Source organism: Amycolatopsis sp. NPDC023774 (assembly GCF_040639695.1).
Classification (GTDB): Bacteria; Actinomycetota; Actinomycetes; order Mycobacteriales; family Pseudonocardiaceae; genus Amycolatopsis.
On record NZ_JBFAAJ010000019.1, the window covers coordinates 130,435 to 156,200 of the forward strand.

Sequence of the window (25,766 nt, forward strand, 5' to 3'; positions counted from 1 at the left end):
TTTGGCCGTCGGAGCGAGGGGGTAGCCACACCCCGCGTGGGTGAGGAACCTGCGCTACGCGCGCGAAGGGATTAGGTTGGCGAGCATGGGTGTCCGGCGGTGGATCGAAGGCTGGCCCGTGTACCGGCAGCTGACCGGTCCCGACCGGCTGGCTCGCGGTGTCGCGGCGAAGTCCGGCGGCTCCGAGGCCTGGCACGCGCGCACCCAGGACGCGGACCGTGTCGTGAAGTCGGTGTGCCCGTACTGCGCGGTCGGGTGCGGGCAGAACGTCTACGTCAAGGACGAGCGCGTCACCCAAATTGAGGGTGACCCCGACTCGCCCATCTCGCGCGGCCGCCTGTGCCCCAAAGGCTCGGCCAGCAAACAGCTCGTGACGAGCCCGAGCCGGGTCACCGAGGTGCTCTACCGCCGCCCGTACGGCACCGACTGGGAGCGTCTGCCGCTCGACGAGGCGATGGAGATGATCGCCGAGCGGGTTCTGTGCACGCGCGCCGAGACGTGGGAGGAATCCGATGAGAAGGGTGTGCCGCTCAAGCGCACCCTCGGGTTGGCCAGTCTCGGCGGCGCGACGCTGGACAACGAAGAGAACTACCTGATGAAGAAGCTCTACACCGCGCTCGGCGCGATCCAGATCGAGAACCAGGCCCGTATTTGACACTCCGCCACGGTTCCCGGTCTGGGGACCTCCTTCGGTCGTGGAGGCGCCACGACGTTCCAGCAGGACCTGGTCAACGCCGACTGCATCGTGATCCAGGGCTCCAACATGGCGGAGGCCCACCCCGTGGGGTTCCAGTGGGTGATGGAGGCCAAGGCCCGCGGGGCGAAGATCATCCACGTCGACCCGCGGTTCACGCGCACGAGCGCGGTCGCGCACACCCACGCGGCGCTGCGCGCGGGCTCGGACATCGCGTTCCTCGGCGGCCTGATCAAGTACGTTTTGGACCACGAGCTCGACTTCCGTGAGTACGTGCTGGCCTACACCAACGCCGCCGCGATCCTGCGTGAGGACTTCCGGGACACCGAAGACCTCGACGGGGTCTTCTCCGGCTACGACCCCGAGAACCACCGGTACGACGTGTCCACCTGGGCCTACGAGGGCGTCGACACCCTGCCCGCCGCGGGGACCGGCGAGGCCGAGCTGCCGGGTGAGCAGCACCACGGTGGAGAGGACCACCAGAGCTCCGCGCGCGCCGAGTCCTACGGCAGCGGCGGCGCCGCGGTGGGCGGGAAACCGCACATGGACGAGACGCTGCAGCACCCCCGCTGCGTCTACCAGGTCCTCAAGCGCCACTTCTCCCGCTACACGCCCGAGGTCGTCGCGGACGTCTGCGGCATTCCGGTGCGGCAGTTCCTGGAGATCGCCGAAGCGGTCACGAAGAACTCCGGCCGCGAGCGCACGACGGCGTGGGTGTACTCGGTGGGCTGGACCCACCACACAGTCGGCGCGCAGTACATCCGCGCCGCGTCGATCCTGCAGACGTTGCTCGGCAACATCGGCCGTCCCGGCGGCGGGATCCTCGCGCTGCGCGGGCACGCGAGCATCCAGGGCTCCACCGACATCCCGACCCTGTTCAACATCCTGCCCGGCTACCTGCCGATGCCCCACGCGCACCAGCACTTCAGTCTCGACGACTACGTCGCCACCGACGCCGGCGCCACCGGCTTCTGGGGCAACATGGACGCCTACATGGTGAGCCTGCTCAAGGCGTACTGGGGCGACGCCGCCCAGCCGCACAACGACTTCCGCTTCGACCACCTGCCGCGCCTGACCGGCGAACACGGCACCTACGCCACGGTGCGCAACCAGATCGAGGGCACGTGCAAGGGCTACTTCCTCGTCGGCGAGAACCCCGCCGTCGGCTCGGCCAACGGGAAGATGCAGCGCCTGGGACTGGCGAACCTCGACTGGCTCGTGGTGCGCGACCTGCAGATGATCGAGTCTGCGACGTTCTGGAAGGACGGGCCGGAGATCGAGACGGGGGAGCTGGCGAGCACGGAGATCGGTACCGAGGTGTTCTTCCTGCCGGCCGCCGCCCACACCGAGAAGGACGGCAGCTTCACGAACACGCAGCGTCTGCTGCAGTGGCACCACAAAGCCGTGGAGCCGCCAGGGGAGGCGCGCAGCGACCTGTGGTTCTACTACCACCTGGGCCGGCTCATCAGGGAGAAGCTGGCCGACAGCACGGATCCACGGGATCTGCCGGTCCAGGAGCTGACGTGGAGTTATCCGACCGAAGGGCCGCTCGACGAACCCTCGGCCGATTCGGTGCTCGCCGAGATCAACGGCCACGGCCCCGAAGGTCCGCTGTCGGCGTACACGCAGCTCAAGGACGACGGGTCCACCTCTTGCGGCTGCTGGATCTACTGCGGTGTGCGCGCCGGCGGCCACAACCACGCGGCGGACCGCAAGCCCGGGTCCGAACAGGACTGGGTGGCGAGCGAGTGGGCGTGGGCGTGGCCGGCGAACCGGCGCATCCTCTACAACCGCGCGTCGGCCGATCCGGCCGGGAAACCGTGGAGCGAACGCAAGAAGTACGTCTACTGGGACGAGGACGAGGGCCGCTGGGCCGGGCCCGACGTCGCCGACTTCGAGGCGACCAAGCGTCCGGACTACGTGCCGCCCGCGGGCGCCAGGGCGCAGGACGCCCTCGGTGGTGCCGACCCGTTCATCATGCAGACCGACGGCCGCGCTTGGCTTTACGTGCCCGCCGGGCTCGCCGACGGACCGCTGCCCACGCACTACGAACCGTTCGAGTCCCCTGTGGACAATGCACTGTACGGCCAGTCGGACAATCCGGCGCGCCAGACGCTGATCACGCCGTCGAACCCGTACAACCCGGCCCGTAGCATGGCCTTCCCGTATGTGTTCACGACCTACCGGCTCACCGAGCACCACACCGCGGGCGGGATGAGCCGCACCCTGCCGTACCTGGCAGAGCTGCAGCCGGAGTTTTTCTGCGAGGTCTCGCCGGAGCTCGCGGCCGAGCGCGGACTGGAGAACGGCGGATGGGCCACGATCGTCTCGGCTCGCACCGCGATCGAGGCCAGGGTACTGGTGACGGCGCGGATGAAACCGCTCAAGGTGCGCGGCCGCACGATCCACCAGGTCGGCCTGCCCTATCACTGGGGACCCAGCGGGCTTTCGCGCGGCGACGCGGCCAACGACCTGCTCGGCGTCGTGCTGGACCCGAACGTGCACATCCAGGAGTCGAAGGCGGCGACATGCGACATCGTGCCGGGCCGTCGCCCACGGGGCCCGGCGTTGCTGGACTTCGTGCAGGAGTACCGCAGGAGGGCGGATGGCTGAGTACGGCGAGCAACCGCGGATGGGCTTCTTCACCGACACCTCGGTGTGCATCGGCTGCAAGGCGTGCGAGGTGGCGTGCAAGGAGTGGAACGAGGTGCCCGGCGGACAGGACCTCGACCTGCTCGGCACGTCGTACGACAACACCGGCGACCTCGGCGCGAACGCGTGGCGGCACGTCGCGTTCGTGGAGCAACCTGTGCCGCCCGCCCCGCCGGCCGTCGAGCTCGGGATGCCGGCCGTGGGCGCGCCCGCACCGGACGGCGACGCCGAAGATCCCGGTGTGCGCTGGCTGATGTCGAGCGACGTGTGCAAGCACTGCACCAACGCCGGGTGCCTCGACGTCTGCCCGACGGGGGCGCTGTTCCGCACCGAGTTCGGCACCGTCGTGGTGCAGCAGGACATCTGCAACGGCTGCGGCTATTGCGTGCCCGCCTGCCCGTACGGCGTGATCGAGCGGCGCGAGAGCGACGGCCGCGCGTTCAAGTGCACCCTCTGCTACGACCGGCTCGGCGCCGGTCTGGAACCGGCGTGCGCCAAGGCGTGTCCCACGGACTCCATCCAGTTCGGCGTGCTCGACGAGCTGCGCGAGCGCGCCGACGAGCGGGTGCGCGACCTGCGCGGATCCGGCGTGCCCGAGGCGCGACTCTACGGCCGCGACCCCGAGGACGGCGTCGGCGGCGACGGCGCGTTTTTTCTGCTGCTGGACGAACCGGAGGTCTACGGGTTCCCTCCTGACCCCGTCGTGCCGACGAAACACCTGCCGCAGATGTGGAAACGCGCGGCGGCCGCGGCAGTGGGCGTGGCGGGCACACTCGTGGTCTCGTTCCTGGGGCGGCGGCGATGAGCCCGCGCCGCGAACCGACGATGGTCGACCCGGTCGAGTTCACCTCGTACTACGGGCGGCCGATCCTGAAGGAACCGGCGTGGAAGCAGCCGGATGTGCCGCTGTACCTGTTCCTCGGCGGAGCCGCGGGCTCGTCGGCGACGATGGCGAGCCTGGCGACGCTCACCGGCCGGCCGGGCCTCGCGCGCGTCGGCCGCCTGGTCGCGGCCGCCGGCGCGAGCGCGAGTGTCGTCGCGCTGATCCACGACCTCGGGCGGCCGGCGCGGTTCCTGCACATGCTGAGGGTGCTCAAGCCGACGTCGCCGCTTTCGGTGGGCTCGTGGATCCTGGCGCCGTTCTCGGGGCTGGCCGCGGTGTCAGCCGGCTCCGCGGAAACCGGCCTGCTGCCCCCGGTCGGCAAGCTCGCGGGCGCCGCGGCGGGTGTGCTGGGGCCGGCGATGTGCACCTACACCGCGGTGCTGCTGGCCGACACCGCGACGCCGTCCTGGCACGAGGCGCGGCGGCATCTGCCGGTGCTGTTCGCGGGCAGCGCGGTGACGAGCGGCGCCGGTGCGGCGTTGCTGGGGGCGCCTTCCGCCGAGCTCGGGCCGGTGGTGCGCGCGGGTATCGTCGGCGCGGTGGCGGAGCTGGCGGTGGCGCAGCACCTGGAGCACGGCCTCGGGATCGTGTCCGAGCCGTACCGCACCGGTCGCGCGGGCAACCTCATGAAGGCGGCCCGCGGTCTCACGGCCGCGGGCGCCGCGTTTTCGCTCGCGGCCCGGCGCAGCAAAGTGGCCGCGGTGGCGAGCGGCGCGGCTTACCTCGCGGCCGGCCTGTGCACGCGGTTCGGTGTCTACCAAGCGGGGGTGGCGTCGGCGCGGGACCCGAAGTACGTCGTGGTCCCGCAACGCGAGCGGTCGGCGGGCTCGCGCGGTGACTGACCGGCGGTGGTTGGTGGGGCGGCCCGCGGGTACCCGGCGGGACAGGAGGTGTTCCCATGACCGACTACCGGCACAGTGCCACGGTGGACCTGCCCGCCGACGAGCTTTTCGCGTACCTGCGCGAACCGCGCAACCTGCCGCACTACTTCTCGCAGATGCAGGCGGCGCGCCCTGAAGGCGGTGACACCGTCCACGTGGAGGCCGAGGTCCACGGTCGGCACGTCGAAGGCGAGGCCTGGCTGAAGGTGGACGAAGGGACCCGCACCCTGTCGTGGGGCGCCGAGGGCCCGGACGACTACCACGGCACCCTCTCGATCGACGAGGCCGGACCCACGGCCAGCCGCGTGGAGGTGACCTTGAGCAGCGTCCGCGAGGGCTCCAGCGGCGAGATCCAGCGCGGCCTCGAAGAGACGGTCGCGGCGCTGGCCCACACCGCGGTCGCCGACTCCACCGTGGACCCGTGAGCGAGGCGGCGCTGCCGGGCGTGAACCCGGCAGCGCCGATTCTCAGCTCTTGGTGTGGATGTTCACCTGCACGAGGGCGGCGGCGAGCCGCGCCACGTCGGCACCGGACACCAGGCCCGCGAGCTTCTCGGGATCGGCCGGCAGCCCGGCCTTCTTCGCGCCGGCCAGCGCTCGCTTGTCGAAGTACGGGCGCACCCACGGCCACACGGCCTGGACCTCTTCGCAGAAGATCTGCGCGCCGGTCGGGCCGATGCGCGGGAATTCCGTGAGCAGCTTCTCCAGGCGTTCCGGCGAGCCGTCGGCCGCTTCGGCGAGGTTGCGCAGATCGTCGTGGTAGCGCTCGTGCACGAATTCCGCGCTGTCCATGAGGTAGCGGGCGGTGCTCTCGTCGTAGCGCACGTAGCGGCCGCGCCCCAGCGCGTGGACGCGGTCGGCCCACTCGGAGTCGCGCATGGCCTTCGGGGTCCGCCAGCCCGCCCGCCACAGCTCCTTCGCCGCGGCCACGGCGATGTCTGAACCGATGCGCGCCGACATCAGCGTGGTGAGGACGAGCAGCTGGTACAGCGGCTGCGGCTTGTCGGCGAGCTTGATGCCGGCCTGCTCGGCGTGGGTCCTACCGTACTCGGCTAGCACGTCGTCCACTGTGGTCATCCGCGTGGCCTTCCTGTCGCAGCCGGTTGCGATCGGTCCTCAGTGGACGGGGTCAGCGCCGCACGGACGCGATCGACGAATCCCGGTCCCGTCCGCAGTAGCGCGTTCGGGGGTGTGCGGTCGGCGATCGCCGGGTGCGGCAGCGAGTCCGCGGCCTGCCGGGTTTCGAGGATGTCGCGGCCGAGCTCCCGCAACCGGGCGGCCGGGTGGCGGTTGCGCAGCCCGGTGACCGCGGGGCCGGCCTCGCGCAGGTGCCGGCGCACGGCGTGGATCAACGTCGCCAGCAAGCGTTCGAATCGCGCGTCCTGGGGACCCAGGCCTTCCAGTCGGCGCATCAAGCCGTCGGCGCCGTGCAGTGCAGCAGGACCGGGCGGGAGGTACGGCTCCTCGGCGACCTCGTGCCGCACCAGCTGTGCGATGAGGTGATCGGCCACTTCCCTGCGGTTCTCCGGGCTGCCGTGATCGGTCTCCAGCTCGGTGCAGATCCTGCTCAACACCAGGTGGTCCTGAGCGAGGACGGAGGCGAGGTCATCAGTGCTCATGGCGTGCTCCCAGCGTCGACGCCCCATCGGGTACCCACTCCGAATCGGGTCAACCGCTCGGGTGAACGCCACTCACGTGGTCCTCCGCGACGCTCCGTTCAGCGGCCGGCGATGCGGTTGACCGCCTCGGCGACGAGCTCCGGCTCGTCGACCGTCACGATCAGCTCGGGGGTGGCGGACCAGGCCCCACGGGTCGAACCCGCAGACCGGCCCGCGAAGCCGGCCCACATCCGGTAGTGCACCTCGGTGAAGTGCGGGATTCGGCGGCCGGCCTCGGCTTTGCCGCTTCCAGGGCCGGCTCCCGTTCGCGCTGCATGCACCCGCCTCGGTGCTCGCGGAGGAAACCGCCCGGGGCTCAACGCCTCGGCAGAACGCAGAATTCGTTGCCCTCCGGGTCGGCCAGGACGATCCAGTGCTCGTCGTCCGGGTCGTCGAGGATCTTCGCGCCGAGGGTGACGAGGCGTTCGACCTCGTCGCGCTGCTCGACGGAGCCGGGCGCGACGTCGAGGTGCAGCCGATTCTTCACCGTCTTGTCCTCGGGCACGGGCTGGAACAGCAGCGACGGCCGCCCGGGCGCCTTGAGCTCGACGTAGGTCAGCCCGTGGTGGTCCGTCCAGCGTTCAGTGGCCGGGTAGTCCAGGGCCTCACGCCAGAACTCGGCCAGTGCCTCGGCGTTGCGGCAGTCGATGGCAACGGCGATCAGCCTGCTGCTCACGAGTGGCCTCCCTCGTCAGGAGAACGGTCCACAGCGGACGCGCCGATCCCGTCGGCAGGGACCTGCCGACGGGATCGGGCCGGGCCGACAGTCAGCGGCCCAGGGCTTCCTGCAATTCCTTCTTCGTCATGCTCGAGCGCCCCTTGATGTTGCGCTGCTTGGCCTCGTTGTACAACTGGTCCTTGGTCGGCCCGCCCGGCCCGAGGCGCCTGCCACTGCGTTCCCCGCCGCGTTGCTGCGGGCTCTTGTCGCGGATCGAGGTCTTGCTCGCGGTGCGGGACTCGCCGGAACGGGCGCGGTTCTTGTTCACCGTGCGGGCGGCGATCTCCTTGGCCCGGGAAGTGCTGGCACCGCGGTCTTTCTGCGACGACTTGATGTGCTCGTACTGACGCTCGCGCTTGTCGCTCCAGGTTTCCTGAGGCACGGCTCCTCCTTCGCTCCTGACCGGCGGATACCCGCTGCGGTGCAAGGCAAACCCGTCAGGAGCCCGACTGCGGGTCGGTGTCGTCGTGCGGGTCCTGCGAGGTGCCCTTTTCACCGCGGATCGTCTCGCGCTGCTCCTCGGCGGATTCGCCGTAGGGATCGTCGCGTTCTTCGTGCTTTTCCGGTTCGCTCATGGTGAGTCCTCCTGCCGCTCGTCCGAGGCCGCCGACTCGGCGCCGGAGCTCATGGGATCCGGGCGCGAGTCGCGGACTTCCTGGGCGGCGTCCTTGGCCTCGCTGACCGCGTGGCGCACTTCTTCGAGTTGCTCGTCCAGCTGCTTCTCGTCGGCAGTCATGGGGGCTCCCTTCCTGCCTGCCGGTTACCACCGCGCACGGGCGGTGAAACCGGGTCAGTGCTGCGGCGGGGGAGCGACGTCACCGCGCCACGTGCCGGTTTCGCGGCCGTCGCGGTGCTCGATGAACGTCTTGAACCGCTGCATGTCGCCCTTGACCCGCCGGTCGAGAATGCCGAGCTTGTCGGCCGCGGTCTCGGCGAAGCCGTCGGGGTCCAGATCCATCTGAGCCGTCACCCGGGTGGTCTCGTCGTCGAGCCGGTGGAACGTGATCACGCCCGCGTGCGTCGGCCCGGAGTCAGATGCCCACGCCACGCGCTCGTCGGGGTGCTGCTCGGTGATCGTCGCGTCGAACTCCCGCGTGACCCCGCCCAGCGCGATCTTCCAGTGCGTGTGCGTGTCGTCGACTTGGCGCACTTCCTCAACGCCGTCCATGAAGCGCGGGAACGACTCGAACTGCGTCCACTGGTTGTACGCCGCGGAAACCGGCACGTGCACGTCCACGAACTCGGTGATGGTGCTCATGGTGCTCCCTTCGTCGTGTGCGTTCCTTCGCGGCCTACCCGGTGCGCGTGGATCGAAACGGCGCCCGGCCGGCCCTGCGGGGTTCACTCTTTTCGGAAGTTACGTCTGAAGCCTGTGCGTCACAGTTCGTTTTGTGATCTGATATGCCCCGCTATCCGGTTTGATACCCGAGGGGGATGGATGAAAAGCGTGGTTTGGTGGTCTGTCGGCCTGCTGTTCGGGCTGGGGTTGATGGCGCTGGGCCTGTTCGGCACCGGGTCATCCGGCAAGGTGCTGTGCGGCAGCGACGAGATGCGGCCGGGGCAGACCTGTGAGAGGACGCAGTACGGCGTGACGTCGAGCGAGACCTACGAAGAGAAACTGCAGGAGTCGATCGAGGACGAGAAGACCTTCGAGGGCGGCGGCCGGTGGGTCGCGTTCGGGATCGGCGCGGGAATTGCGGCCGCGTGCGGTTGGCGGTTGGTCGTCGCGATCCGACGACGGGCCAGTCAGGGTGCCGGCCCGGTGCCCCAGCCCTGGCCCGGGCAGCAGCCCGGCTTCGCTCCGCCGCCGGGATACCCGCCCGCGCCGGCGGTTCCGCAGTCTCCGCCGCAGGGATACCGGCCGCAGCCGGGCTTCCCGCCGCCGCAGGGGTTTCCGCCGGCGCCGCCGCAGGGATACCAGCAGCCGCGCCCTCCGTATCAGCAGTAGCGGCTCACGCCGCCGCGGGCAGGAACTCCCGCAGCACTTCCGCCAGGCGGTCCGGCTGGTCTTCCGGGACGAGCGTCCACGAGTCGGCGATCTCGACGAGCCGGCCGGCCGGGAAGAGTTCCGCCAGGCGGCGGCCGTGGGAGCCCGGCATCATGCGGTCCTCCGGCGCCCACACGACCAGCACGGGGCGGTCGAAGTCGGAGAGCCGGGCGGTCCAGCGCAACAGGATGTCGCGGTCCGGGGTGGAGACGGCGAACTTGGCCAGGTCGCGGCGGATCGCGCGGTCGCGGTTGGCCGGGGCGAACCAGTCGTCGAGCACGGTGTCGGGGATGCCGTGCTTGGCGAGTACACCGTAAGTCTTTTCGTTGTGGCGGAAGAACTTCGTGCGCAACAGGCGCATGAGGAACCAGACTCCGCCGGGCGCTCTGGCCAGGCGCGCCAGCGGCCGGGCGGGCGGTGGCGGGAAGTTGTCGAACGTTTCGCACGCGACGAGCACCAGCCGGCCGACGCGGTCGGCACGGCCTTCGGACACGAAGAACTGCGGACCGCCCCAGTCGTTGAGGACGAGGGTGACGTCGGCGAGGCCGACGCGCTCCAGGAACTCGCCGAGCAGCAGCGCCTGGCCGCGCTGGGAGAGGTCCGCGTCGCGGCGCATCGGCTGGCGGTGGGCGCCGAGGGGGAGCGTCGGCAGCACGCACCGGTAGCCGGCCAGCAGCGGGACGACCTTGCGCCACTGCGTCTCGTTCATCGGAAACCCGTGCGTGAACACGACCACGGGCCCGGCCCCGCCGGTGTCCACGTAGTCGATCGGCCCGGCGGACAGCTCGATCGTCGGCATGGCACCTCCCGCTAGAGCGATCGCTCTAGTCAGGCTAGGGCCGCCGGGCGGTCCTGTCGAGCGCGGGCGCTTCGCCGATCCGCTCCTCGTCGGCGGCGTTCAGCACCGCGTCAAGGAGGCCGGGAAATCGCTGGTCGAGCGCGGTGCGGCGGAGGGTGACGAAGCAGCGCGTGCCGTCTTCGCGGGTTTCGGTGACGCCGGCGCCGCGAAGGGTTTTCAGGTGATGGCTGAGCGTCGACTTCGCGACGGGCGCGCGCAGGTCGCCCCACTTGCGTTCGGCGCCGTCGGCGAGCTGGCGCACCAGGCCGAGGCGGACGGAGTCGCTCAACGCGGAGAGCACCTCGGCCAGCTTCATGTCCTCGGGCGCCGGCGGGGCGTCGGGTGCCTGATGCGGATCCGTTCGTCGGGGGAGTACCGCCCTGCTCGGGCATCGGCCGCGCGAGTGCGGAGGCGTTCGCGCACGCGGGGGCGAAGGTCCTCGTCGTCGGCAGGCGGGCCGACGCTCTCGCCGAGACCGCCGCCCGGCATCCGGCGATCGAGGTCCACGCGGCCGACCTCGCGAAAACCGGGGCCGCGGAGTCCGTTGTGGACGCCGCACTGCGCCGCTGGGGCCGGCTCGACGTGCTGGTCGACAACGCCGGCATCTTCACCGGGATGCCGCTGGCCGAGACCACCGCCGAGGGGGTCGAGCGTCTGTTCGCCGTCAACGTCGTCGCGCCGAGCCTGCTCGCGCGGGCCGCGCTGAAGCCGTTGCGCGAAAGCCGGGGCGCGATCGTCAATGTTTCCAGCACCTTCGGCCACCGCCCGCCGGCCGTGCGGCCCACTACGGCGTCGAAGGCGGCTGTCGAATCCCTCACGCGCAGCTGGGCGCTCGAGCTGGCGCCCGACGGAGTGCGCGTCAACGCGGTCGCCCCCGGGCCGACGGAGAGCGAAGCGCTGGTGTCGGCGGGGCTGTCGCCGGAGGAGGTCGATCGCGTCAAGGCGGCCGAGGCCGAGCTCATCCCGCTGGGCCGCCGCGGTCATCCGGCCGACGTAGCCGCATGGGTCGTCCGACTGGCCGACCCGCACGCGGCGTGGCTCACCGGTCAGGTCCTCGCCGTGGACGGCGGGCTGGCGCTGGCCGCCTGAGCCCGGGTCGGTCCGACGACACCGGCCGGATGGTCGCGGCACCCGGCCGGGGACGTCGCCGCTTGAGGGGAGGCCCCGTTAAATCGTCGCGTACAGCGCCCGCTCGAAGTTCTCGTACAGCTTGACGAACGGCGGCGGCACGAACGGCAGCGACTGGCTGTAGATCGCGCCCGTCACGCGGTTCACCGGGTCGACCCAGAAGAACGAGTTGCACAGCCCGGCCCACGTCCCGCTGCCCGCGGCGCGCATACCCGGCCGCTGTTCGCTGTTGAGCACGAGCCCCAGGCCCCACTTGTGGCCCGGCCCCGCGGCGAAGTCGAACGACGACGTCGGGTCGGCGGTCGGGATACGCGCCGGGAAGTCCAGGTCGCCGATCTGGTTGGTGAACGCGGCGTCCACAGTGGAGCGTTCCAGCACCTTCGTGCCGTCGAGCGTGCCGCCGCCCAGCAGCATCCGCTGGAACTTGAGGTAGTCGCGCGGCGTGGAGTACAGACCGTGTCCGCCGGCCCAGTACTCGGGCTGCTCGGGAATGTTGATGTCGGTGGCCACCCACTTGCCGTCCTCACCCAGGACGTGCACCGGGGCCAGGTTGGCGCGCTGGGAGCCGGTCGGGGCGAACGACGTCTCGGTCATCCCCAGCGGTCCGGTGATGTGCTCCTTGAAGAACACGTCCAGCGTCACCCCGGCGACGGCCTCGACCACCTGGCCCAGCCAGTCGGTGTTGGTGCCGTACTCGACCTTCGTGCCGGGGTCGGCGACCATCGGGGCGGTCAGCACGATCTTCTGTCCCGACAGCACGTTGGGGACGCCCGTGGCCTGCTCCCACTTCACGATGCCGGCGTTCCAGAACCAGTAGCTCAGGCCCGAGGTGTGCGTCATGAGCTGCCGCACGGTCGCCTGCGAGGCCGGCGCCCGCAGCTTCGGCCGGTCACCGTCGAAGCCTTCGAGCACCTTCATCTCGGCGAACTCGGGCCGGTACCGCTCGACCGGCGCATCGAGGTCGAGCTGCCCTTGGTCGGCCAGCTTCAACGCGGCGGCGGTCGTGACCATCTTGGTCATCGACATGATGCGGAAGTGCGTGTCCGCGGACGCGGGGTCGTCGCTGCCGGCGGCGCGCGGACCGGCGGCGCCTTCGTAGATGATGCCGTTGTCGTCGGCGGCGATGGCCACGACGTTGGGCACGTCGCCGGCGTCGACGGCGTCGCTCAGGATCTTGTCGATCGGGGCGGTCGAACTCATCGTTGAGTCCCTTTCGGATGTGTGGGTGGGTTGTGCTCGGCCCGGCGCAGGCGCCGGCCCCATTCCCGGGCTTTCGCCGCGAGAGTGGCTGCGAGGAGGGCCAGTGCGCCCGGCGGCTTCCTTGCCGTCGTGCGCACCCCGGACACCGCGGTCTCCTCCACGGCCGCGGCGAACTGCTCGAACATGCGCCGGCTGACGTCGCCGGCCAGCGCCCGGCCGAACTGCGCGATCCGGCCGGTCAGGTATACCTGTGCGGTCGCCCGCAGCCGCGTCCCGGCGCCGGCTTCGTCCGCGACGAGCAGGATATGGGCCTGGGTGCGCCCGCCGCCGGCGTCCTCGCCCTGGCCGGTCACCCGAAGGCGGTGCGCGTCCGCGTCGCGTTCGGTGACCTGCGCCAGCCCCGCGAACGACAGCCGGATCGGCCCGACGGAAACCCGCGCGTGACCGCGATAGCGGTCCTCGCCGAGGTGTTCGGTGATCTCCGCGCCCGGCAGGCACGCGGCGACGAGGTCGATGTCGTCGAGCACCGCCCACGTCTTCTCCAGCGGCGCGGTGAGCTCCTGGGTGACCTCGACCGTGAACGTCGGGTCCCCTTGCGGCAGCTCGATGTCCTGGACGCCCGTCGCTTCGGGCGCGGTCTCGGCACCGGGCTTGGCCGCGGTGTGGCCCATCAGCACGTGCTGCCCGCAGTTGCGCGGCTCGGGAATGCCGTCGCGGTGCGCACCGGCCACTTCGGACACCGCGGAGAGGATGTTGCGGTACCCCGTGCACCTGCACAGCACGCCGGACAGCTCCACGGGCAGGTCCTCCTCGGCGACTTCCGGCTTGTGTGCCAGGAGGTCGTAGGAGCTGAGCAGGAACCCCGGGGTGCAGAACCCGCACTGCAGCGCGTGGTGCGCGCCGAACGCCTCCTGCAACGGGTGCAGGTCGTCCGGGCGGCCGAGGCCCTCGACCGTCACGATGTCCGCGCCGTCGAGCTGGCAGGCGAACAGCAGGCACGCGCGGGCGGCGGAGCCGGCGACCAGCACCGTGCACATTCCGCACACGCCGTGCTCGCAGCCCAGGTGCGTACCGGTGAGGCCGAGGTGGTCGCGCAGCGCGTCGGCGAGCGTCACACGCGCGGGCAGCGACAGCGTCACCTCCGTGCCGTTCACGGTCATCGTCACGTCGAGGGGCTCGCCGGCTTCCGCGCGGACCGGCCGCGGCATTGTCATGCCGATCCTCCTTCCGCCGCTCGCCGGGCCCGGGCCAGCTCACGCACGGCCAGCGCCGCCACGAGCCGCTGCCGGTACTCGCGCGAGCCGTGGGTGTCGCCCGCGGTGTCCACGAGACCGCGGGCCAGTCCGGCCACGTCGTCGTCGCCGAGGCCGGTGATGTCGCGCGTGACCGGACGATCGGACACCCCGAAGGCGGTGAGCACGGCTTCCCCGTCCTCGGCCCGGAACCGCGTGGCCACCCCGGCGAGCGCGAAATCCCCGTGGCGACGCGCGATCTCGCCGAACCCGAAGCCCTCACCCGGGCGGGCCACGGGGAAGCGCACCGCGGCCAGCACGTCCTCGGCGCCGACCGAGGTGGCCATGGCGCCGTGGAAGAACTCGGCCGCGGCCACGGTGCGCCGGCCGGCCCGACCGGCGATCTCGAGCGACGCGCCCAGGCAGCAGGCCACGGCGGGCAGTTCGGCGGCGGGGTCGGCATGCGCGATGCTGCCGCACACCGTGCCCCGGCTGCGCAGCTCGCGGTGCCCGATCCACGGCAGCGCCAAGCGCAGCAGAGGCACGGCCGCGGCGAGCGGATGTCCTTCCAGTGCCCGCTGGCGCACCAATGCCCCGATCACGAGCTCGTCGCCCTCGCGGCGAACGAAGTCCAGTTCGGACAGTGCGCCGATGTCGACCACAGTGGATGGACGCGCCAGCCGCATTGCCAGGATCGGCACCAGCGACTGGCCGCCCGCCAGCACCTTGCCCTCACCGGCGCTGCGCACGAGCTCGGCGACGGCGTCGTCGAGCGTGGCGGGCCGGACGTACGCGAACGGTGCGGCTTTCACGGTTCAGCGCCCCTGGAACTTCGCGGGCCGCTTCTCGGTGAACGCCGCCACGCCCTCGGCGAAATCGTGGCTCGCCCGCAGCATCGCATAGGCCTTGCGTTCCAGCTCGATGCCGGTGTAGAGCGGCCCGTCGACGCCTTTGTCGAGCACCTCCTTGGCGGTGCGCGCCGCCATGGGCGAGTAGCCCAGCAGCGTCTCGACAACCTTGTCCGTCTCCGCGTACAGCTCGTCGCGGTCGGCCGCGAGCTTGGCCACCAGACCCCAGTCCAGCGCCTGCTCGCCGGTGATCCGCTCGGCGGTGAGGATGTGGAACTTGGCGCGTGACAGGCCGATCAACCGCGCGAGCCGCTGCGTGCCGCCGCTGCCGGGGATCATGCCGAGCTTCATCTCGGGCAGCGCGAACCGGCTGCGCGGCGTCGCCAGCCGGATGTCCGTGGACAGCACGAGCTCCAGGCCCACGCCGAAGCAGTAGCCGTCGACGGCGGCGACAACGATCTTCTTGCTGCGCGAGGGCGCGGTGACGTTGTGGCCGAGGTCGGTGAAGTCCACCGGCTCGACCTCCATGAAGCCGGGAATGTCGCCGCCCGAGGAGAAGTGCTCGCCGTCGGACTTCAGCACCACCACGCGCACGTCGGCGTCGGCGTCGATCTCGGCGAACAGCTCCGCCATCCGTTGCCGCATCTCCCACGTGATGATCGTGAAGCGGCCGTGGGAGAGCGTCAGCTCGGCGACCTGCCCGTCGTGGGTGCGGCCGAGCCGGATCTCGCCTCCGGTGAGCGCCATCAGGCCTTCCTTTCCAGTAGTTCGTGCACGACGTTGCCGTGCAGGGGCAGGGTCGTGACCTCGACGCCGAGCGCGTCGGCGACCGCGTTGGCGATCGCCACCGGCAGGCTCATGCTCGAACCCTCGCCACAGCCCTTCGCGCCGAGCGTGGTGAACGGCGAGGGCGTCTCGAGGTGGTCGCTGATCAGCGGGTAGCCGGCCTCCGCGCTGGTGGGACAGAGGTAGTCCATGAACGTCGCCGACGTGGGCTGGCCCGAATCGGTGTAGCGGAGCTCTTCATAGAGAGCGCCGCCGAGCGCGTGCGCGAGGGCCCCGTGCACCTGGCCCTCCAGCAGCTTCGGGTTCAGGATCGTGCCGGCGTCGTGCACCGTCGACACGAGCTCGACCTGCACCGCGAGGCTGACCGGGTCGATCCGCACCGCGACCAGCTCGGCGACGAAGCCATAGCAGAGACTGGAGTTGATCTGGTCCCCTGTGGACGGTGCCTTGGCCTGGGGCGGGTTGAACGCCGCCTCCTCGTAAAGCCGCGCCGGCACTCCTTCGGGCAGCGACCCGGGGTCCCAGTGCACCAATCCGGCGGCGTGCCGGAACGCCACGCGCTGATCGGGCACGTCGCGTTTGCGCACGAACCCCTCGGCCAGCTCCAGCTCGGCCGGATCCGTGTCGAGCAGCACCCCGGCCGCGGCCCGGATCGTCTCGGCGATCTTGTCGGCCGCGGCGACGAGCGCGCTGGTGAGCAGGGGAGCGAAGCGCGAGGAGTAGCTGCCGGAGGTGATCGTCCACGGTGTGGTGGCCGTGTCCATCTCGACCACCGGCCGCACGGACTCCTGCGGCAGCCCCAGCCGCTGCGCCACGAGCTGGCGCGCGACCGTGGCGTGTCCCTGGCCCTGCGGCACGGTGCCCAGCAGCACCGACACCACGCCCTGCGGGTCGACGCTGATCCGGACGTGCTCCGTGCTGCCGGACTTGCCGCGCCCGCTCGCGCGCTGCTCGGCCGGGGTGGCGAGGCCGACGTAGCCGATGTTGGTGGCCGACGGGTCGACGATGGTCGCCATGCCGATGCCGAAGTACTCGCCGGCTTCGCGCGCCTGACGCCGGCGCAAGCGCAGTTTGTCGTAGTCGGCGTTGCGCAGGGCCAGCTCGAACGCCCGCGGGTAGTCGCCCGAGTCGTACACTCCGCCGCTGGGTGTGCGGTACGGGAATGAGCCGGCCTGGATCAGGTTGCGCCGCCGGATCTCCGCGGGGTCGAGGTCGAGCTCGCGGGCGATGCGGTCCATGATCCGCTCGAGCCCGAAGTAGAGCTGCTGGCCGCCGAAGCCGCGGTTGAGGCCGGTGGGCGTCTTGTTCGTGACCACCGCCCGGGCCCGGATCGCCACCGCGCCGATGCCGTACGCGCCGGTGATGTTGCCGAAGCAGCGGTAGAGCGTGCTGGGCTCGGGCGGGCGCAGGTACGCGCCGACGTTGTCGACGAGGTCCGCGCGCAGGGCCTCGACCTTGCCGTCGGCGTCGACGGCGGCCTCGAACCGCATCCACCGGTCGGAACCGGCCGAGCTCGAGAGCAGGTGCTCCACGCGGTCCTCGGTCCAGCGCACCGGCCGGCCGCAGTGCTTGCTGGCCAAGGCCATCAGCGCGACGTAGGGGTAGATGCCCGACTTGATGCCGAAGCTGCCGCCGATGTCCGCCGGTACGCGCAGCCGCACCCGCGACGTCGGCAGCCCGAGGCCCGCCGCCAGCACCGGGACCATGGAGAACGGCCCGTGGAAGTTGGCCCACGCGCTGACGCCCGGTCCGTCGACGTCCTCCAGCCACTCCGCGACGACCGAGTAGCACTCCATGGGCGCCGACGTGTAGCGCGGGAACCGGTATTCGCCGGTCACCACGTGCGCGGCGCCGGCGAAGATCTCGCCGACGGGACCGAAGCCGAACGTGCGGTCGGTGGCGACGTTGCTGCCCAGCTCCTCGTGCAGCAGCGGTGCGTCCTCGGCGATCGCGCGCGTGGAGTCGACCACGGGCGGCAGCGGCTCGTAGTCCACTTCGACCAGTTCCGCCGCGTCCTCGGCCGTGTAGCGGTCGGTCGCGACGACGACGGCCACGGGTTCGCCGACGAACCGCACCTTGTCGATCCCGGTGGGGTAGTAGCGGATCGGCGTCTTGAGCGAGAGCGGGAACGGCTTCAGCCCCGCGAGCACGTCGTCCGGCCCGAGGACCACCGCGACGCCGGGGTGGGCGCGGGCACGCGACAGCTCGACGGACCGGATGCGCGCGTGCGGGTGCGGGCTGCGCACGACCGCCGCGACCAGCGAGCCGCGCATGGGGTCGAGGTCGTCGAGGAACTTCCCCTTGCCGCACAGCAACGGGACGTCTTCGATCCGGGCCGCCGTCATGCGCGCTCCTTGCCGGGGACAAGCTGCGCCAGCCGGTGGTAGTGGCCCGCGGTCAGCTCGCGGCGCAGGATCTTGCCGACGGCCGATTTGGGGATGCCGGCCACGGCCAGGTAACGCTTGGGCCGTTTCAGCGACGGCAGTCCCGAATGTTCCCGGACGTAGGACTCCAGCTGCGCCAGCGCTTCCTCGGGCCGGTGCCCCACCTCGGGTACGACGAACGCCGTGACCGCGCTGCCCCAGCGGTCGTCCGGCAGCCCGGCGACCACGATCTCGGCGACGGCCGGGCAGCGCACGAGGGCGTTCTCGATGTCCTCGGGGTAGATGTTCTCGCCGCCGGAGTTGATCATGTCGTCGACGCGGCCCGCGACCCACAGGTCGCCGTCTTCGTCCTCGGTCGCGAGGTCGCCGGTGAAGTACCAGCCGGCGCGCAGCGACTTCGCGTCGGCGTCGGGCCGGTGCCAGTACCCGCTGAACGCCTCCGGGCTCTCGAGCGACACCGCCACCTGGCCCGGTTCGCCCGGCGCCACCACGTCGTCCGGGGACGCGCCTTCGGCCGGGCTGACCAGGCGGACGCGCGAGAAGACCCCGGCGCGGCCGGCACAGCCCGGTTTGCGGCGCACGTCGGGCCCGATCGTGAAGGTGTAGATCTCGGTGCTGCCGAAGTGGTTGACGAACACCTCCGGGCGCAGTTCGGCGTCGAGCCGCTCGGCGAGCGCGGATGTCATCGACGCGCCCGCGTAGGCGAGCCGGCGCACGGACTTCGCCTCCGACAGCCGTCCTGTGTGGACCAGTGACCAGTACGCCGTCGGCACGAGGTAGAGCGCGCTCACGTCTTCCTCGGTGATGAGCTCGAGCGACTCCTCGGCGTCGAACTTCTCCTGGGGCACCCAGGTGCCCGCCGCGACGATGCTGGCCAGCAGGGCCCGCATGCCCATCGTGTGGAACATCGGCATGACGCCGAGGGCGACCTCGCCGGTGCGGTGCTGGGTCTGGATCAGGTGCGCCACCGCGGCCGCGTGCTCGGCGGAGTGGCGGCGCGGCACGCCTTTCGGCCGGCCGGTGGTGCCGGACGTGTACAGCATGACGCTCGTGTCGCCCTCGGCCGGTTGGTGCTTCGGTGCGGGGGAATCGAGCAGCCGAGCCAGCGGCGTCACCCGCTCGGGTGCGTCCAGCGCGGCTCCGGAGTGCGCGCGGGCCGGCAGCTCGGCGATGCCGGCGACCGTCGGGTCGGTGGTGCTGTCGGTGACCAGGAGCGCGGGGGAGCAGTCGCGCAGGCAGTAGGCCACGTCGTCGGCGCTGAAGCGCGTGGACAGCGGAACGGAGATCGCGCCGGTCTTCTGCACGGCGAGGTGCAGGCTGGCGAGTGGCTCGCCGCCGCCGAGAAGGAGCGCGACGTGGTCGCCCGGACGCACCCCGAGCCGGGTCAGCGCGCCGGCCAGGCGGTCGGTGCGGTCGTCCCATTGGGCGTAGGTCATCGGGTGCCGGCCACCCACCGCCCGGCGATGCGGGTACCGCTCGGCGGTCCAGCGGAAGGATCTCACCAAGTCCATCGGCGCACTCCCGGAGATCTATGGTCTGAATCGTATCGTCTGATTCGGACCATGGGCGAAATTACGGTAGGGTCGAGGGCATGTCAAGCGGACGGTTGAGCACGACGTCGTACGTCGTGCTGGGGACGATCGGGCTGCGTGGCCCGTCCACGCCGTACGACCTCAAGCGCGCCGTCGGGCACTCGGTGGGCTACTTCTGGTCCTTCCCCCACGCCCAGCTGTACTCGGAGCCGGAGCGCCTGGAGCGCATGGGGCTGCTGGAGGTCGAGACCGAGCAGACCGGGCGGCGGCGCAAGATCTACAGCCTCACCGACGAAGGCCGCGAAGCCGTGCGCGCGTGGCTCGCCGCGCCCACGCACGAGCATTTCGAGATGCGCGACATCGCCGAGATGAAGCTGTTCTTCAACGAGCTGGGCGACTCCGGCAACATCGTCAACCTGGCGCGCGAGCAGATCAAGCAGCACGAAGAACGCATCTCCGTGTACGAGGACATGCAGCGCCGCTTCGGTTCCGAGCCGAAGTACGCGCGCCGCATGATCCCGCTGCGGCTCGGGCTGGAGATGGAACGAGCGGCACTGCGGTTCTGGTCCTCGATCGCCGAGGAGTTCTGAGCCGGCCGGTCGCTTCGGCCGGGGCGGCCGGACCTCCCGGGGCAGCGAACTCGATCTGCGCTCCGACCTGGGAGAGATCACCGCCGAACGACCGGGCCGGCTCTACGTCCGGGGCGCCACCGTCTGCCTGGCCACCGTCGGCCGCGACAGCGGTGAGCTCACCGTGCCGGCCGACCACGACGACGGCGAGTACGACACCAGTGACCGCGCGATCCCCGACGGCCGCGGAAGCATCCGCCTCCTCGGCCGCGACGCCGACCGCGTCGGCGGCGTGCTCATGATCCCGGCGGCCGGCGGGGAGTCCGCGCTGCTGGAGCACCCGGCCGTCCGCGACGTCGCGCTCGTCGGCTACCCGGACAGCACGGGCGGCGAGCCGGCCGCCGCGGTCTCGTGGCCGCGGCGGCCGAGCCGCCGACGCTCGCCGACCTGCGTGACCACCTCGCCGCGCTCGGCATGACGGAGTGGTACCGGCCCACGCGTCTGGAGCTGGTGGCGGAACACGCGCAACACGATGGCAAGGTGCGAAGGACGTCCTGGCCCGCAGCCTCACGTGCTGACGGCGGATCCGGCCGTCTCAATCAGTGGTGCTCCGGAGCGTCGCGGCTCGCGCACGGGCAGTGGTGACGAGGGAAGCGGCTGGCGAACTTGGCCCGGTAGGCCTCGTCGATCCCGGCCGGGTCCTCGCCGTCGGCAGCGAACACGACGGCGCGGCTCAGCGAGTCGACCCGGATACGGCCCCCGCGGTGGTTCGAAGCGGCCTGGAACCACCGGGAGACCGGACCACGGACCGCGCGGACGAACAGCGTCCCGTCGAAGAGGACGAAACCGACCTCCACCCAGGCATCACCGTCGGGACCCGCAGCGTTCGGGTGCTCGGCTCGCCGACTGACACACCCGCGAGTTCGCCGCGGCCGTGATCGCGGCTCACGCATCGAGTCCCTGACTCAGAAATGGGCAAGCGGCGCACCGGCGGTGACTCAGAAGACGGTGTGCCAGTCATCGCGGATGCTGATCACCGTCCAGCCGTCGCGGTGGGCCTGGTCGAGTGCCTGTTCGGCGCCGGTGGTGTAGGCGAACTCGCGCTCGGGGTCGTCGTGGAGTACGAGGAGTCGCAGGGTCGGTTTGCCGGTGTGGTGGGTGAAACGCAGCATGGGGACGTCGCCGTTGGCGTTGCCCGCGGCCAGCAGCGGCCGGCGTCCGGTGCGGCTCCAGATGCGGATGGGCTTCTCCGGGCCGTCGTCGAGGTAGTCCAGCACGGGTTGGTGGCGGATGGTTCCGCCGCGTTCGTCGTCCTCATAGGACAGTGTCGCGGTGCTGCCGATGACCTGCTCGCGCGGCACGCCGTAAACCGCTTGGCTGATGGGCCGCATGAAGTCGCGGCCGCCGCCGGACGCGATATAGGTACTGAAACCGTTGTCCCGCAGGTAGGCCAGCAGCTCGACCATCGGCGCGTAGGCGCACTGCACGTACGGCCGGTGCAATGTGGGGTGCTGGGCGGTGGTGAGGAACTCGTTGGCCTGGGCTTCGAAGTCCTCGACGCCGATGCCGGTATAGGCCTCCAGCACTCCGGCAGCGAGTGCGGGGAGCTGGGTGTCGTCCCCGGCGTAGTGTGCGGCGACCACGGCCCCGAACCACGCCAGGTCGTTCTCGTACGCGGCTTTCCAAGGCTGGCGCGAGCGCAGCTCGGGTGACTCCTGGGCCATCGCGACGAGGCGACGGAGGATGAAGTCCAGTTGGATCGGGGCCGGTTTCTCGCACCACAGGGTGCCGTCGTTGTCGAATGTGGCCACCCGTTCGTCGGCCGGTACCTCTGCTGCGTGCTCGACGAACTCGGTGATGGCCTTCTTCGCGGCGCCGTCGCGCCAGGTGGTCAGCACGGGACCACTCTCCTTCCGATGGTCAGGGCCGGACCACGCAGCGGAGGCCGACGTGGCAGGTGGCGGTGTCGACGGGTTGCGCCATGCGGGCGGCAGGGCGGTAACGGCGGCAGTAGTTCGGCGCGCACAGGTACGAGCCGCCCTTGACCACCTTGCGCGGAACGCGTTCACCGCGTTCGATGCTGCGGTCACGCGGGCTCGGGCCGCAGCACGAACCGGGTTGGTCGGCGTGCGCGGAGTACCAATCCGAGGTCCACTCCCACACGTTGCCGATCATGTCGTGGAGGCCGTAGCCGTTCGGCGGGTAGCGCCCGACCGGCGCGGTGTCCAGGTAACCGTCGGCGCCGGTATTCGTGTACGGGAACTGGCCCTGCCAGGTATTGGCCATCCACCCGCCGCCGGGGGTGAGCTCTTCGCCCCACGCGTAGGCGGCGCGTTCGAGCCCGCCCCGCGCGGCGAGCTCCCACTCCGCCTCCGTGGGGAGGTCCTTGCCCACCCAGCGCGCGTAGGCCTCGGCGTCTTCCCAAGCCACCTGTACCACGGGATGATCGGGTCGCTTGCGGATCGAGCTGCCAGGGCCCGCCGGGTGCCGCCAGTCCGCACCGGCCACGGAGCGCCACCAGCGGTAGGCGTCGCGCACGTCGACCTCGTGCCGCGGTGCGACGAACACCGACGATGCCGGCACGAGGAGCTCGGGCAAGGCGTCCGGATAGTCCGCCGGATCGGGTGCGCGCTCGGCGAGCGTGACGTGGCCCGTCGCCCGGACGAAGCGCTCGAAGTCGCGGCGGTTGCGCACCGCGGTGGGGTCGATCCAGAACCCGCCGACGGTCACGTCGTGGACCGGGGCCTCCTCCGGATAGTGCTCGTCGGAGCCCATCGCGAACGTGCGCCCGCCGATCCACACCATTTCCGTGGTCAGGCCGGGCTTCGCGCCCGCCCCCTGCCGACGTCCCTGCCCCGTGTGCGCGGTGGCCATCCGTACCCCTACCTGCTGTGCGCGACGTCGGCACACGTTCCCAGTGGCCCTGACCGCGCGTCATCACCCTTCCCGGATGACCTGCGCGGGACTTCTCGCTCGCCGGGGGTGACGCGGCCGCCCGCCGCGATCGCCTAGGGTCCGCGAATGACAGCCCTCGCCGGCCTGGAACCTGCATTCCGGTCTGACAGCGGGCCTGCGCTCGGTCTGCCGCGGGCACCGTGAACGGGGTCATCGGCGACCTGTTGCCGTTCGCCGTCGGCGTCGCGATCTCGCCCGTGCCCGTCATCGCGGTCATCCTGATGCTGCTCGCACCACGGGCCGCCGCGGCGAGCGTGGGGTACTTGCTCGGGTGGGTCGCCGGAATCGTCGTCGCCACCACCGTGGTCGCGCTGGTCCTCGGGGCCACCACCGGCACGGAAGAGGGCACCGGTCCGTCGACCGTCACAGCCATCGTCCTCCTGCTGCTCGGGGTCGGGTGCCTGGCGCTCGCGTTCGGACAGTGGCGTGCCAGGCCGACGCCCGGCACGCAGGCCACGCTGCCCACCTGGATGGCGACGATCGACCGGTTCACGCAGGTGAAGGCGGTCGGACTCGGCTTCTTGCTCGCGGCGGTCAACCCGAAGAACCTCGCGATGGCAGTGGCCGCCGGCGCCGTGGTCGCGGGCGGTGGTCTGTCCGTTGCCGAGAACGTCGTCGCGGTGGCGGTCTACACCGTCGTCGCGGCTTCGACCGTGCTCGTTCCCGTCGTCGGCTATCTCGTGGCGAGGAAACGCATGACGCCGACGCTGACCTCGTTGCGGAAATGGCTGGAACACAACAACGCCGTAGTGATGGCGGTCGTGCTGCTCGTCATCGGCGCGGTTCTGATCGGCAAGGGCATCGGTGCGCTCGCGTGAACCCGGCACCTGCGGTGTTCACCTGGTGCAGGTGAGGCCGGGCGCCGGCGTTCGAGGTCGGATGGTCCACGTGGAGCCGGGCGCTGTCGCGCGAGCTGAGGAGTGACATGAACAATTCGTTCCAGGGCAAGATCAACGTCGACATCCGCGACTCGGTGCCGGACTGGGCGCCGTTCGAACCACCACAGGCGGCCGACGACGCGCCGAACGTGGTCTACATGGTTCTCGACGACGTCGGGTACTCCGCGATGAGCTGTTACGGCGGCGTCATCGACACCCCGAACGTCGACCGCATCGCGGCCGACGGCGTGCGGTTCACGCAGTGGCACACGACCGCGCTGTGCTCACCGACCCGGTCCTGCCTGCTCACCGGCCGCAACCACACTCGCAACGCGATGGCGTGCATCACCGAGGCGGCGATCGGCTTCCCGAACGCCAACGGCACCATCCCGCCGGAAAACGGCATGATCTCCGAGATCCTCGAGGAGCAGGGCTGGAACACCTACATCGTCGGCAAGTGGCACCTGTGCCCGACCGACGAGATGAACCTCGCCGCGACACGGCGGAACTGGCCGACCGGTCGCGGTTTCCAGCGGTTCTACGGGTTCCTCGGCGCCGAGACGAACCAGTGGTACCCCGACCTCGTGTACGACAACCACCCCGTGGACCAACCGAAAACGCCCGAGGAGGGTTACCACTTCACCGACGACATCACCGACAAGGCGATCGAGTTCATCAAGGACGCCAAGGCGATCGCGCCGGACAAGCCGTTTTTCCTCTACTACGCACCGGGGGCGTGCCACGCGCCGCACCACGCGCCGCGGGAGTGGATCGAACGATTCTCAGGCCAGTTCGACCGGGGATACGATGCGTTGCGCGAGACCGTGCTGGCGCGGCAGAAGGAGATCGGCATCGTCCCGGCCGACACCGAGCTCCCGCCGATCAATCCGATCGGCACACCCGAGACCCGCCAGGGTCCGGACGGGCAGCCGTTCCCTCCGCTGGACTACACGAAGCCGTGGGACTCCCTGTCCACTCAGGAACAGCGGCTCTTCGCGCGGATGGCCGAGGTCTACGCGGGTTTCCTCGCCCACGCCGACCACCACATCGGCCGGCTTCTCGACCACCTGGAGGAGACCGGGCAACGGGACAACACGCTTGTCATCCTGGTCTCCGACAACGGCGCCAGCGGCGAGGGCGGCCCGAACGGTTCGGTGAACGAGAACAAGCTGTTCAACGGCATCCCCGACGATCTCGACGAGAACCTCGCGATGCTCGACGAGCTAGGCGGTCCGAAGACCTACAACCACTACGCGAACGGCTGGGCGATGGCCTTCAACACGCCGTTCAAGATGTGGAAGCGCTACGAGTTCAACGGCGGCACAGCCGACCCGTGCATCATCTCCTGGCCGTCGGTACTCGGGCACGGCGGCGAGATCCGCCACCAGTACCACCACGCCGTCGACCTCGTGCCCACGGTGCTCGACTGCCTGGACGTGCGGGTGCCGGAGGCGATCAAGGGACACAAGCAAAGCGCGCTCGACGGGGTGAGCATGCGCTACAGCTTCGAAGATCCGTCGGCGCCCTCGGCCAGATCCACCCAGTTCTACTCGATGCTCGGCTCGCGCGGGATCTGGCACGACGGCTGGAAGGCCGTGACGACACACCCGACCATCAGCGGCTGGAGCAACTTCGACGACGACGTGTGGCAGCTCTACCACACCGACGTCGACCGCTCCGAGGTGTACGACCTCGCGGCCGAACACCCCGACAAGCTCGAGGAGCTCACCAAACTCTGGTTCACCGAGGCCACCGCCAACGGCGCGTTCCCCCTCGACGACCGGTCACCACTGGAAATCCTCAACACGCCGCGGCCGCAGCTGTCCGCGGCCCGCAATCGGTACGTCTACTACGCGGATGTCGCCGACGTGCCCGAGCAACAGGCGGTCAACATCCGCAACCGGTCCTACGCCATCGGGTCCCTTGTGGACATTCCGGGCAACG

Annotated in this window: 29 protein-coding genes; 10 read left to right on the top strand and 19 right to left on the bottom strand. The window is 70.7% G+C overall.

From position 1 onward, the window contains the following. Positions 1-85 precede the first annotated feature (85 nt). From fdh to AB0F91_RS31445, 4 genes are read left to right on the top strand one after another with little or no spacing between them, the layout of a single operon-like run. Positions 86-3,307 carry a formate dehydrogenase gene (gene fdh, locus AB0F91_RS31430; RefSeq protein WP_360603341.1) on the top strand — a complete coding sequence of 1,074 codons (3,222 nt, stop codon included), beginning with the start codon at positions 86-88 and terminating at the stop codon, positions 3,305-3,307. Beyond that, positions 3,300-4,151 (top strand): 4Fe-4S dicluster domain-containing protein, encoded by an 852-nt coding sequence (locus AB0F91_RS31435; protein WP_360603343.1) that lies wholly within the window; start codon positions 3,300-3,302, stop codon positions 4,149-4,151. Before fdh ends, AB0F91_RS31435 begins: the two co-directional genes overlap by 8 nt. Beyond that, complete coding sequence (gene nrfD / locus AB0F91_RS31440; RefSeq protein ID WP_360603345.1) at positions 4,148-5,071, top strand: NrfD/PsrC family molybdoenzyme membrane anchor subunit; 924 nt, start codon at positions 4,148-4,150, stop codon at positions 5,069-5,071. The genes AB0F91_RS31435 and nrfD overlap by 4 nt, the downstream gene beginning before the upstream one ends. Before the next feature lie 56 nt (positions 5,072-5,127). Beyond that, positions 5,128-5,535 carry an SRPBCC family protein gene (locus tag AB0F91_RS31445; protein WP_360603347.1) on the top strand — a complete coding sequence of 136 codons (408 nt, stop codon included), beginning with the start codon at positions 5,128-5,130 and terminating at the stop codon, positions 5,533-5,535. 42 nt (positions 5,536-5,577) lie between these two features. On the opposite strand, the gene AB0F91_RS31450 is transcribed toward AB0F91_RS31445, so the two are convergent. The 8 genes from AB0F91_RS31450 to AB0F91_RS31485 all read right to left on the bottom strand — a co-directional run bounded on the left by AB0F91_RS31450 (position 5,578) and on the right by AB0F91_RS31485 (position 8,743). Next, complete coding sequence (locus AB0F91_RS31450) at positions 5,578-6,186, bottom strand: endonuclease (protein WP_360603349.1); 609 nt, start codon at positions 6,184-6,186, stop codon at positions 5,578-5,580. After that, a complete protein-coding gene (locus AB0F91_RS31455; protein ID WP_360603351.1) occupies positions 6,183-6,728 on the bottom strand; it encodes a hemerythrin domain-containing protein in 546 nt (181 codons plus the stop codon). Before AB0F91_RS31455 ends, AB0F91_RS31450 begins: the two co-directional genes overlap by 4 nt. A 98-nt stretch (positions 6,729-6,826) precedes the next feature. Then, positions 6,827-7,048 carry a hypothetical protein gene (locus AB0F91_RS31460; protein WP_360603353.1) on the bottom strand — a complete coding sequence of 74 codons (222 nt, stop codon included), beginning with the start codon at positions 7,046-7,048 and terminating at the stop codon, positions 6,827-6,829. 35 nt (positions 7,049-7,083) lie between these two features. After that, positions 7,084-7,443 carry a VOC family protein gene (locus AB0F91_RS31465; RefSeq protein ID WP_360603355.1) on the bottom strand — a complete coding sequence of 120 codons (360 nt, stop codon included), beginning with the start codon at positions 7,441-7,443 and terminating at the stop codon, positions 7,084-7,086. 91 nt (positions 7,444-7,534) lie between these two features. Further along, positions 7,535-7,867 carry a plasmid stabilization protein gene (locus tag AB0F91_RS31470; RefSeq protein ID WP_360603357.1) on the bottom strand — a complete coding sequence of 111 codons (333 nt, stop codon included), beginning with the start codon at positions 7,865-7,867 and terminating at the stop codon, positions 7,535-7,537. A 55-nt stretch (positions 7,868-7,922) separates the two neighbouring features. Continuing rightward, positions 7,923-8,060, bottom strand: a complete 138-nt coding sequence (locus AB0F91_RS31475) for a hypothetical protein (RefSeq protein ID WP_360603359.1) — start codon at positions 8,058-8,060, stop codon at positions 7,923-7,925. Then, positions 8,057-8,221: a hypothetical protein gene (locus tag AB0F91_RS31480; protein WP_360603361.1), complete on the bottom strand. Its 165-nt coding sequence runs from the start codon at positions 8,219-8,221 to the stop codon at positions 8,057-8,059. The genes AB0F91_RS31475 and AB0F91_RS31480 overlap by 4 nt, the downstream gene beginning before the upstream one ends. A 54-nt stretch (positions 8,222-8,275) precedes the next feature. Next, positions 8,276-8,743 (bottom strand): SRPBCC family protein, encoded by a 468-nt coding sequence (locus AB0F91_RS31485; RefSeq protein ID WP_360603363.1) that lies wholly within the window; start codon positions 8,741-8,743, stop codon positions 8,276-8,278. Between the two features lie 180 nt (positions 8,744-8,923). Here AB0F91_RS31485 and AB0F91_RS31490 point away from each other — a divergent pair, with 180 nt between their 5' ends. Continuing rightward, positions 8,924-9,433: a hypothetical protein gene (locus tag AB0F91_RS31490; protein ID WP_360603365.1), complete on the top strand. Its 510-nt coding sequence runs from the start codon at positions 8,924-8,926 to the stop codon at positions 9,431-9,433. A 4-nt stretch (positions 9,434-9,437) separates the two neighbouring features. On the opposite strand, the gene AB0F91_RS31495 is transcribed toward AB0F91_RS31490, so the two are convergent. Next, positions 9,438-10,271 (bottom strand): alpha/beta hydrolase, encoded by an 834-nt coding sequence (locus AB0F91_RS31495; RefSeq protein ID WP_360603367.1) that lies wholly within the window; start codon positions 10,269-10,271, stop codon positions 9,438-9,440. Between the two features lie 34 nt (positions 10,272-10,305). After that, positions 10,306-10,626, bottom strand: a complete 321-nt coding sequence (locus AB0F91_RS31500; RefSeq protein WP_360603369.1) for an ArsR family transcriptional regulator — start codon at positions 10,624-10,626, stop codon at positions 10,306-10,308. Between the two features lie 26 nt (positions 10,627-10,652). Here AB0F91_RS31500 and AB0F91_RS31505 point away from each other — a divergent pair, with 26 nt between their 5' ends. Further along, entirely contained in the window at positions 10,653-11,399 is a 747-nt protein-coding gene (locus tag AB0F91_RS31505) for an SDR family oxidoreductase (RefSeq protein WP_360603371.1), read from the top strand. A gap of 78 nt (positions 11,400-11,477) precedes the next feature. On the opposite strand, the gene AB0F91_RS31510 is transcribed toward AB0F91_RS31505, so the two are convergent. The 6 genes from AB0F91_RS31510 to AB0F91_RS31535 are packed head-to-tail and all read right to left on the bottom strand — an operon-like array spanning position 11,478 to position 19,399. Further along, on the bottom strand, positions 11,478-12,638 hold the full coding sequence (locus AB0F91_RS31510; RefSeq protein ID WP_360603373.1) for a serine hydrolase domain-containing protein: 1,161 nt from the start codon (positions 12,636-12,638) through the stop codon (positions 11,478-11,480). Next, positions 12,635-13,852: a 2Fe-2S iron-sulfur cluster-binding protein gene (locus AB0F91_RS31515; protein WP_360603375.1), complete on the bottom strand. Its 1,218-nt coding sequence runs from the start codon at positions 13,850-13,852 to the stop codon at positions 12,635-12,637. Before AB0F91_RS31515 ends, AB0F91_RS31510 begins: the two co-directional genes overlap by 4 nt. Continuing rightward, entirely contained in the window at positions 13,849-14,682 is an 834-nt protein-coding gene (locus AB0F91_RS31520) for an FAD binding domain-containing protein (protein WP_360603377.1), read from the bottom strand. Before AB0F91_RS31520 ends, AB0F91_RS31515 begins: the two co-directional genes overlap by 4 nt. Before the next feature lie 3 nt (positions 14,683-14,685). Then, on the bottom strand, positions 14,686-15,465 hold the full coding sequence (locus AB0F91_RS31525) for an enoyl-CoA hydratase/isomerase family protein (RefSeq protein WP_360603379.1): 780 nt from the start codon (positions 15,463-15,465) through the stop codon (positions 14,686-14,688). Then, the gene (locus AB0F91_RS31530) at positions 15,465-17,849 is read right to left on the bottom strand and encodes a xanthine dehydrogenase family protein molybdopterin-binding subunit (protein WP_360603381.1); all 2,385 of its coding nucleotides are present in this window, start codon (positions 17,847-17,849) and stop codon (positions 15,465-15,467) included. The genes AB0F91_RS31525 and AB0F91_RS31530 overlap by 1 nt, the downstream gene beginning before the upstream one ends. Next, complete coding sequence (locus tag AB0F91_RS31535) at positions 17,846-19,399, bottom strand: AMP-binding protein (protein WP_360603383.1); 1,554 nt, start codon at positions 19,397-19,399, stop codon at positions 17,846-17,848. The genes AB0F91_RS31530 and AB0F91_RS31535 overlap by 4 nt, the downstream gene beginning before the upstream one ends. Before the next feature lie 80 nt (positions 19,400-19,479). On the opposite strand from AB0F91_RS31535, the gene AB0F91_RS31540 reads away from it, so the two are divergent. After that, complete coding sequence (locus AB0F91_RS31540) at positions 19,480-20,010, top strand: PadR family transcriptional regulator (RefSeq protein WP_360603385.1); 531 nt, start codon at positions 19,480-19,482, stop codon at positions 20,008-20,010. 163 nt (positions 20,011-20,173) lie between these two features. Further along, positions 20,174-20,467, top strand: coding sequence for a hypothetical protein (locus tag AB0F91_RS31545; protein ID WP_360603387.1), 294 nt, complete (start codon positions 20,174-20,176; stop codon positions 20,465-20,467). A 121-nt stretch (positions 20,468-20,588) separates the two neighbouring features. On the opposite strand, the gene AB0F91_RS31550 is transcribed toward AB0F91_RS31545, so the two are convergent. The 3 genes from AB0F91_RS31550 to AB0F91_RS31560 form a co-directional block, all read right to left on the bottom strand. Next, positions 20,589-20,846 carry a DUF2255 family protein gene (locus AB0F91_RS31550; RefSeq protein WP_360603389.1) on the bottom strand — a complete coding sequence of 86 codons (258 nt, stop codon included), beginning with the start codon at positions 20,844-20,846 and terminating at the stop codon, positions 20,589-20,591. Between the two features lie 141 nt (positions 20,847-20,987). After that, complete coding sequence (locus AB0F91_RS31555; RefSeq protein WP_360603391.1) at positions 20,988-21,887, bottom strand: HAD family hydrolase; 900 nt, start codon at positions 21,885-21,887, stop codon at positions 20,988-20,990. 22 nt (positions 21,888-21,909) lie between these two features. Further along, entirely contained in the window at positions 21,910-22,863 is a 954-nt protein-coding gene (locus AB0F91_RS31560) for a formylglycine-generating enzyme family protein (RefSeq protein ID WP_360603393.1), read from the bottom strand. Positions 22,864-23,084: 221 nt separating this feature from the next. Here AB0F91_RS31560 and AB0F91_RS31565 point away from each other — a divergent pair, with 221 nt between their 5' ends. Together AB0F91_RS31565 and AB0F91_RS31570 are read left to right on the top strand one after the other, a co-directional pair. After that, positions 23,085-23,762: a GAP family protein gene (locus AB0F91_RS31565; protein ID WP_360603395.1), complete on the top strand. Its 678-nt coding sequence runs from the start codon at positions 23,085-23,087 to the stop codon at positions 23,760-23,762. Positions 23,763-23,869: 107 nt separating this feature from the next. Beyond that, a partial coding sequence (locus AB0F91_RS31570; RefSeq protein WP_360603397.1) for an arylsulfatase occupies positions 23,870-25,766 on the top strand: 1,897 nt, incomplete at its 3' end.

Coding starts and splice junctions, on each gene's coding strand:
- AB0F91_RS31435 (WP_360603343.1), top strand. CDS start 3,300: ATGGCTGAGTACGGCGAGCAACCGCGGATGGGCTTCTTCACCGACACC.
- nrfD (WP_360603345.1), top strand. CDS start 4,148: ATGAGCCCGCGCCGCGAACCGACGATGGTCGACCCGGTCGAGTTCACC.
- AB0F91_RS31445 (WP_360603347.1), top strand. CDS start 5,128: ATGACCGACTACCGGCACAGTGCCACGGTGGACCTGCCCGCCGACGAG.
- AB0F91_RS31450 (WP_360603349.1), bottom strand. CDS start 6,186: ATGACCACAGTGGACGACGTGCTAGCCGAGTACGGTAGGACCCACGCC.
- AB0F91_RS31455 (WP_360603351.1), bottom strand. CDS start 6,728: ATGAGCACTGATGACCTCGCCTCCGTCCTCGCTCAGGACCACCTGGTG.
- AB0F91_RS31475 (WP_360603359.1), bottom strand. CDS start 8,060: ATGAGCGAACCGGAAAAGCACGAAGAACGCGACGATCCCTACGGCGAA.
- AB0F91_RS31480 (WP_360603361.1), bottom strand. CDS start 8,221: ATGACTGCCGACGAGAAGCAGCTGGACGAGCAACTCGAAGAAGTGCGC.
- AB0F91_RS31485 (WP_360603363.1), bottom strand. CDS start 8,743: ATGAGCACCATCACCGAGTTCGTGGACGTGCACGTGCCGGTTTCCGCG.
- AB0F91_RS31490 (WP_360603365.1), top strand. CDS start 8,924: ATGAAAAGCGTGGTTTGGTGGTCTGTCGGCCTGCTGTTCGGGCTGGGG.
- AB0F91_RS31495 (WP_360603367.1), bottom strand. CDS start 10,271: ATGCCGACGATCGAGCTGTCCGCCGGGCCGATCGACTACGTGGACACC.
- AB0F91_RS31500 (WP_360603369.1), bottom strand. CDS start 10,626: ATGAAGCTGGCCGAGGTGCTCTCCGCGTTGAGCGACTCCGTCCGCCTC.
- AB0F91_RS31510 (WP_360603373.1), bottom strand. CDS start 12,638: ATGAGTTCGACCGCCCCGATCGACAAGATCCTGAGCGACGCCGTCGAC.
- AB0F91_RS31515 (WP_360603375.1), bottom strand. CDS start 13,852: ATGACAATGCCGCGGCCGGTCCGCGCGGAAGCCGGCGAGCCCCTCGAC.
- AB0F91_RS31525 (WP_360603379.1), bottom strand. CDS start 15,465: ATGGCGCTCACCGGAGGCGAGATCCGGCTCGGCCGCACCCACGACGGG.
- AB0F91_RS31530 (WP_360603381.1), bottom strand. CDS start 17,849: ATGACGGCGGCCCGGATCGAAGACGTCCCGTTGCTGTGCGGCAAGGGG.
- AB0F91_RS31535 (WP_360603383.1), bottom strand. CDS start 19,399: ATGGACTTGGTGAGATCCTTCCGCTGGACCGCCGAGCGGTACCCGCAT.
- AB0F91_RS31540 (WP_360603385.1), top strand. CDS start 19,480: ATGTCAAGCGGACGGTTGAGCACGACGTCGTACGTCGTGCTGGGGACG.
- AB0F91_RS31560 (WP_360603393.1), bottom strand. CDS start 22,863: ATGGCCACCGCGCACACGGGGCAGGGACGTCGGCAGGGGGCGGGCGCG.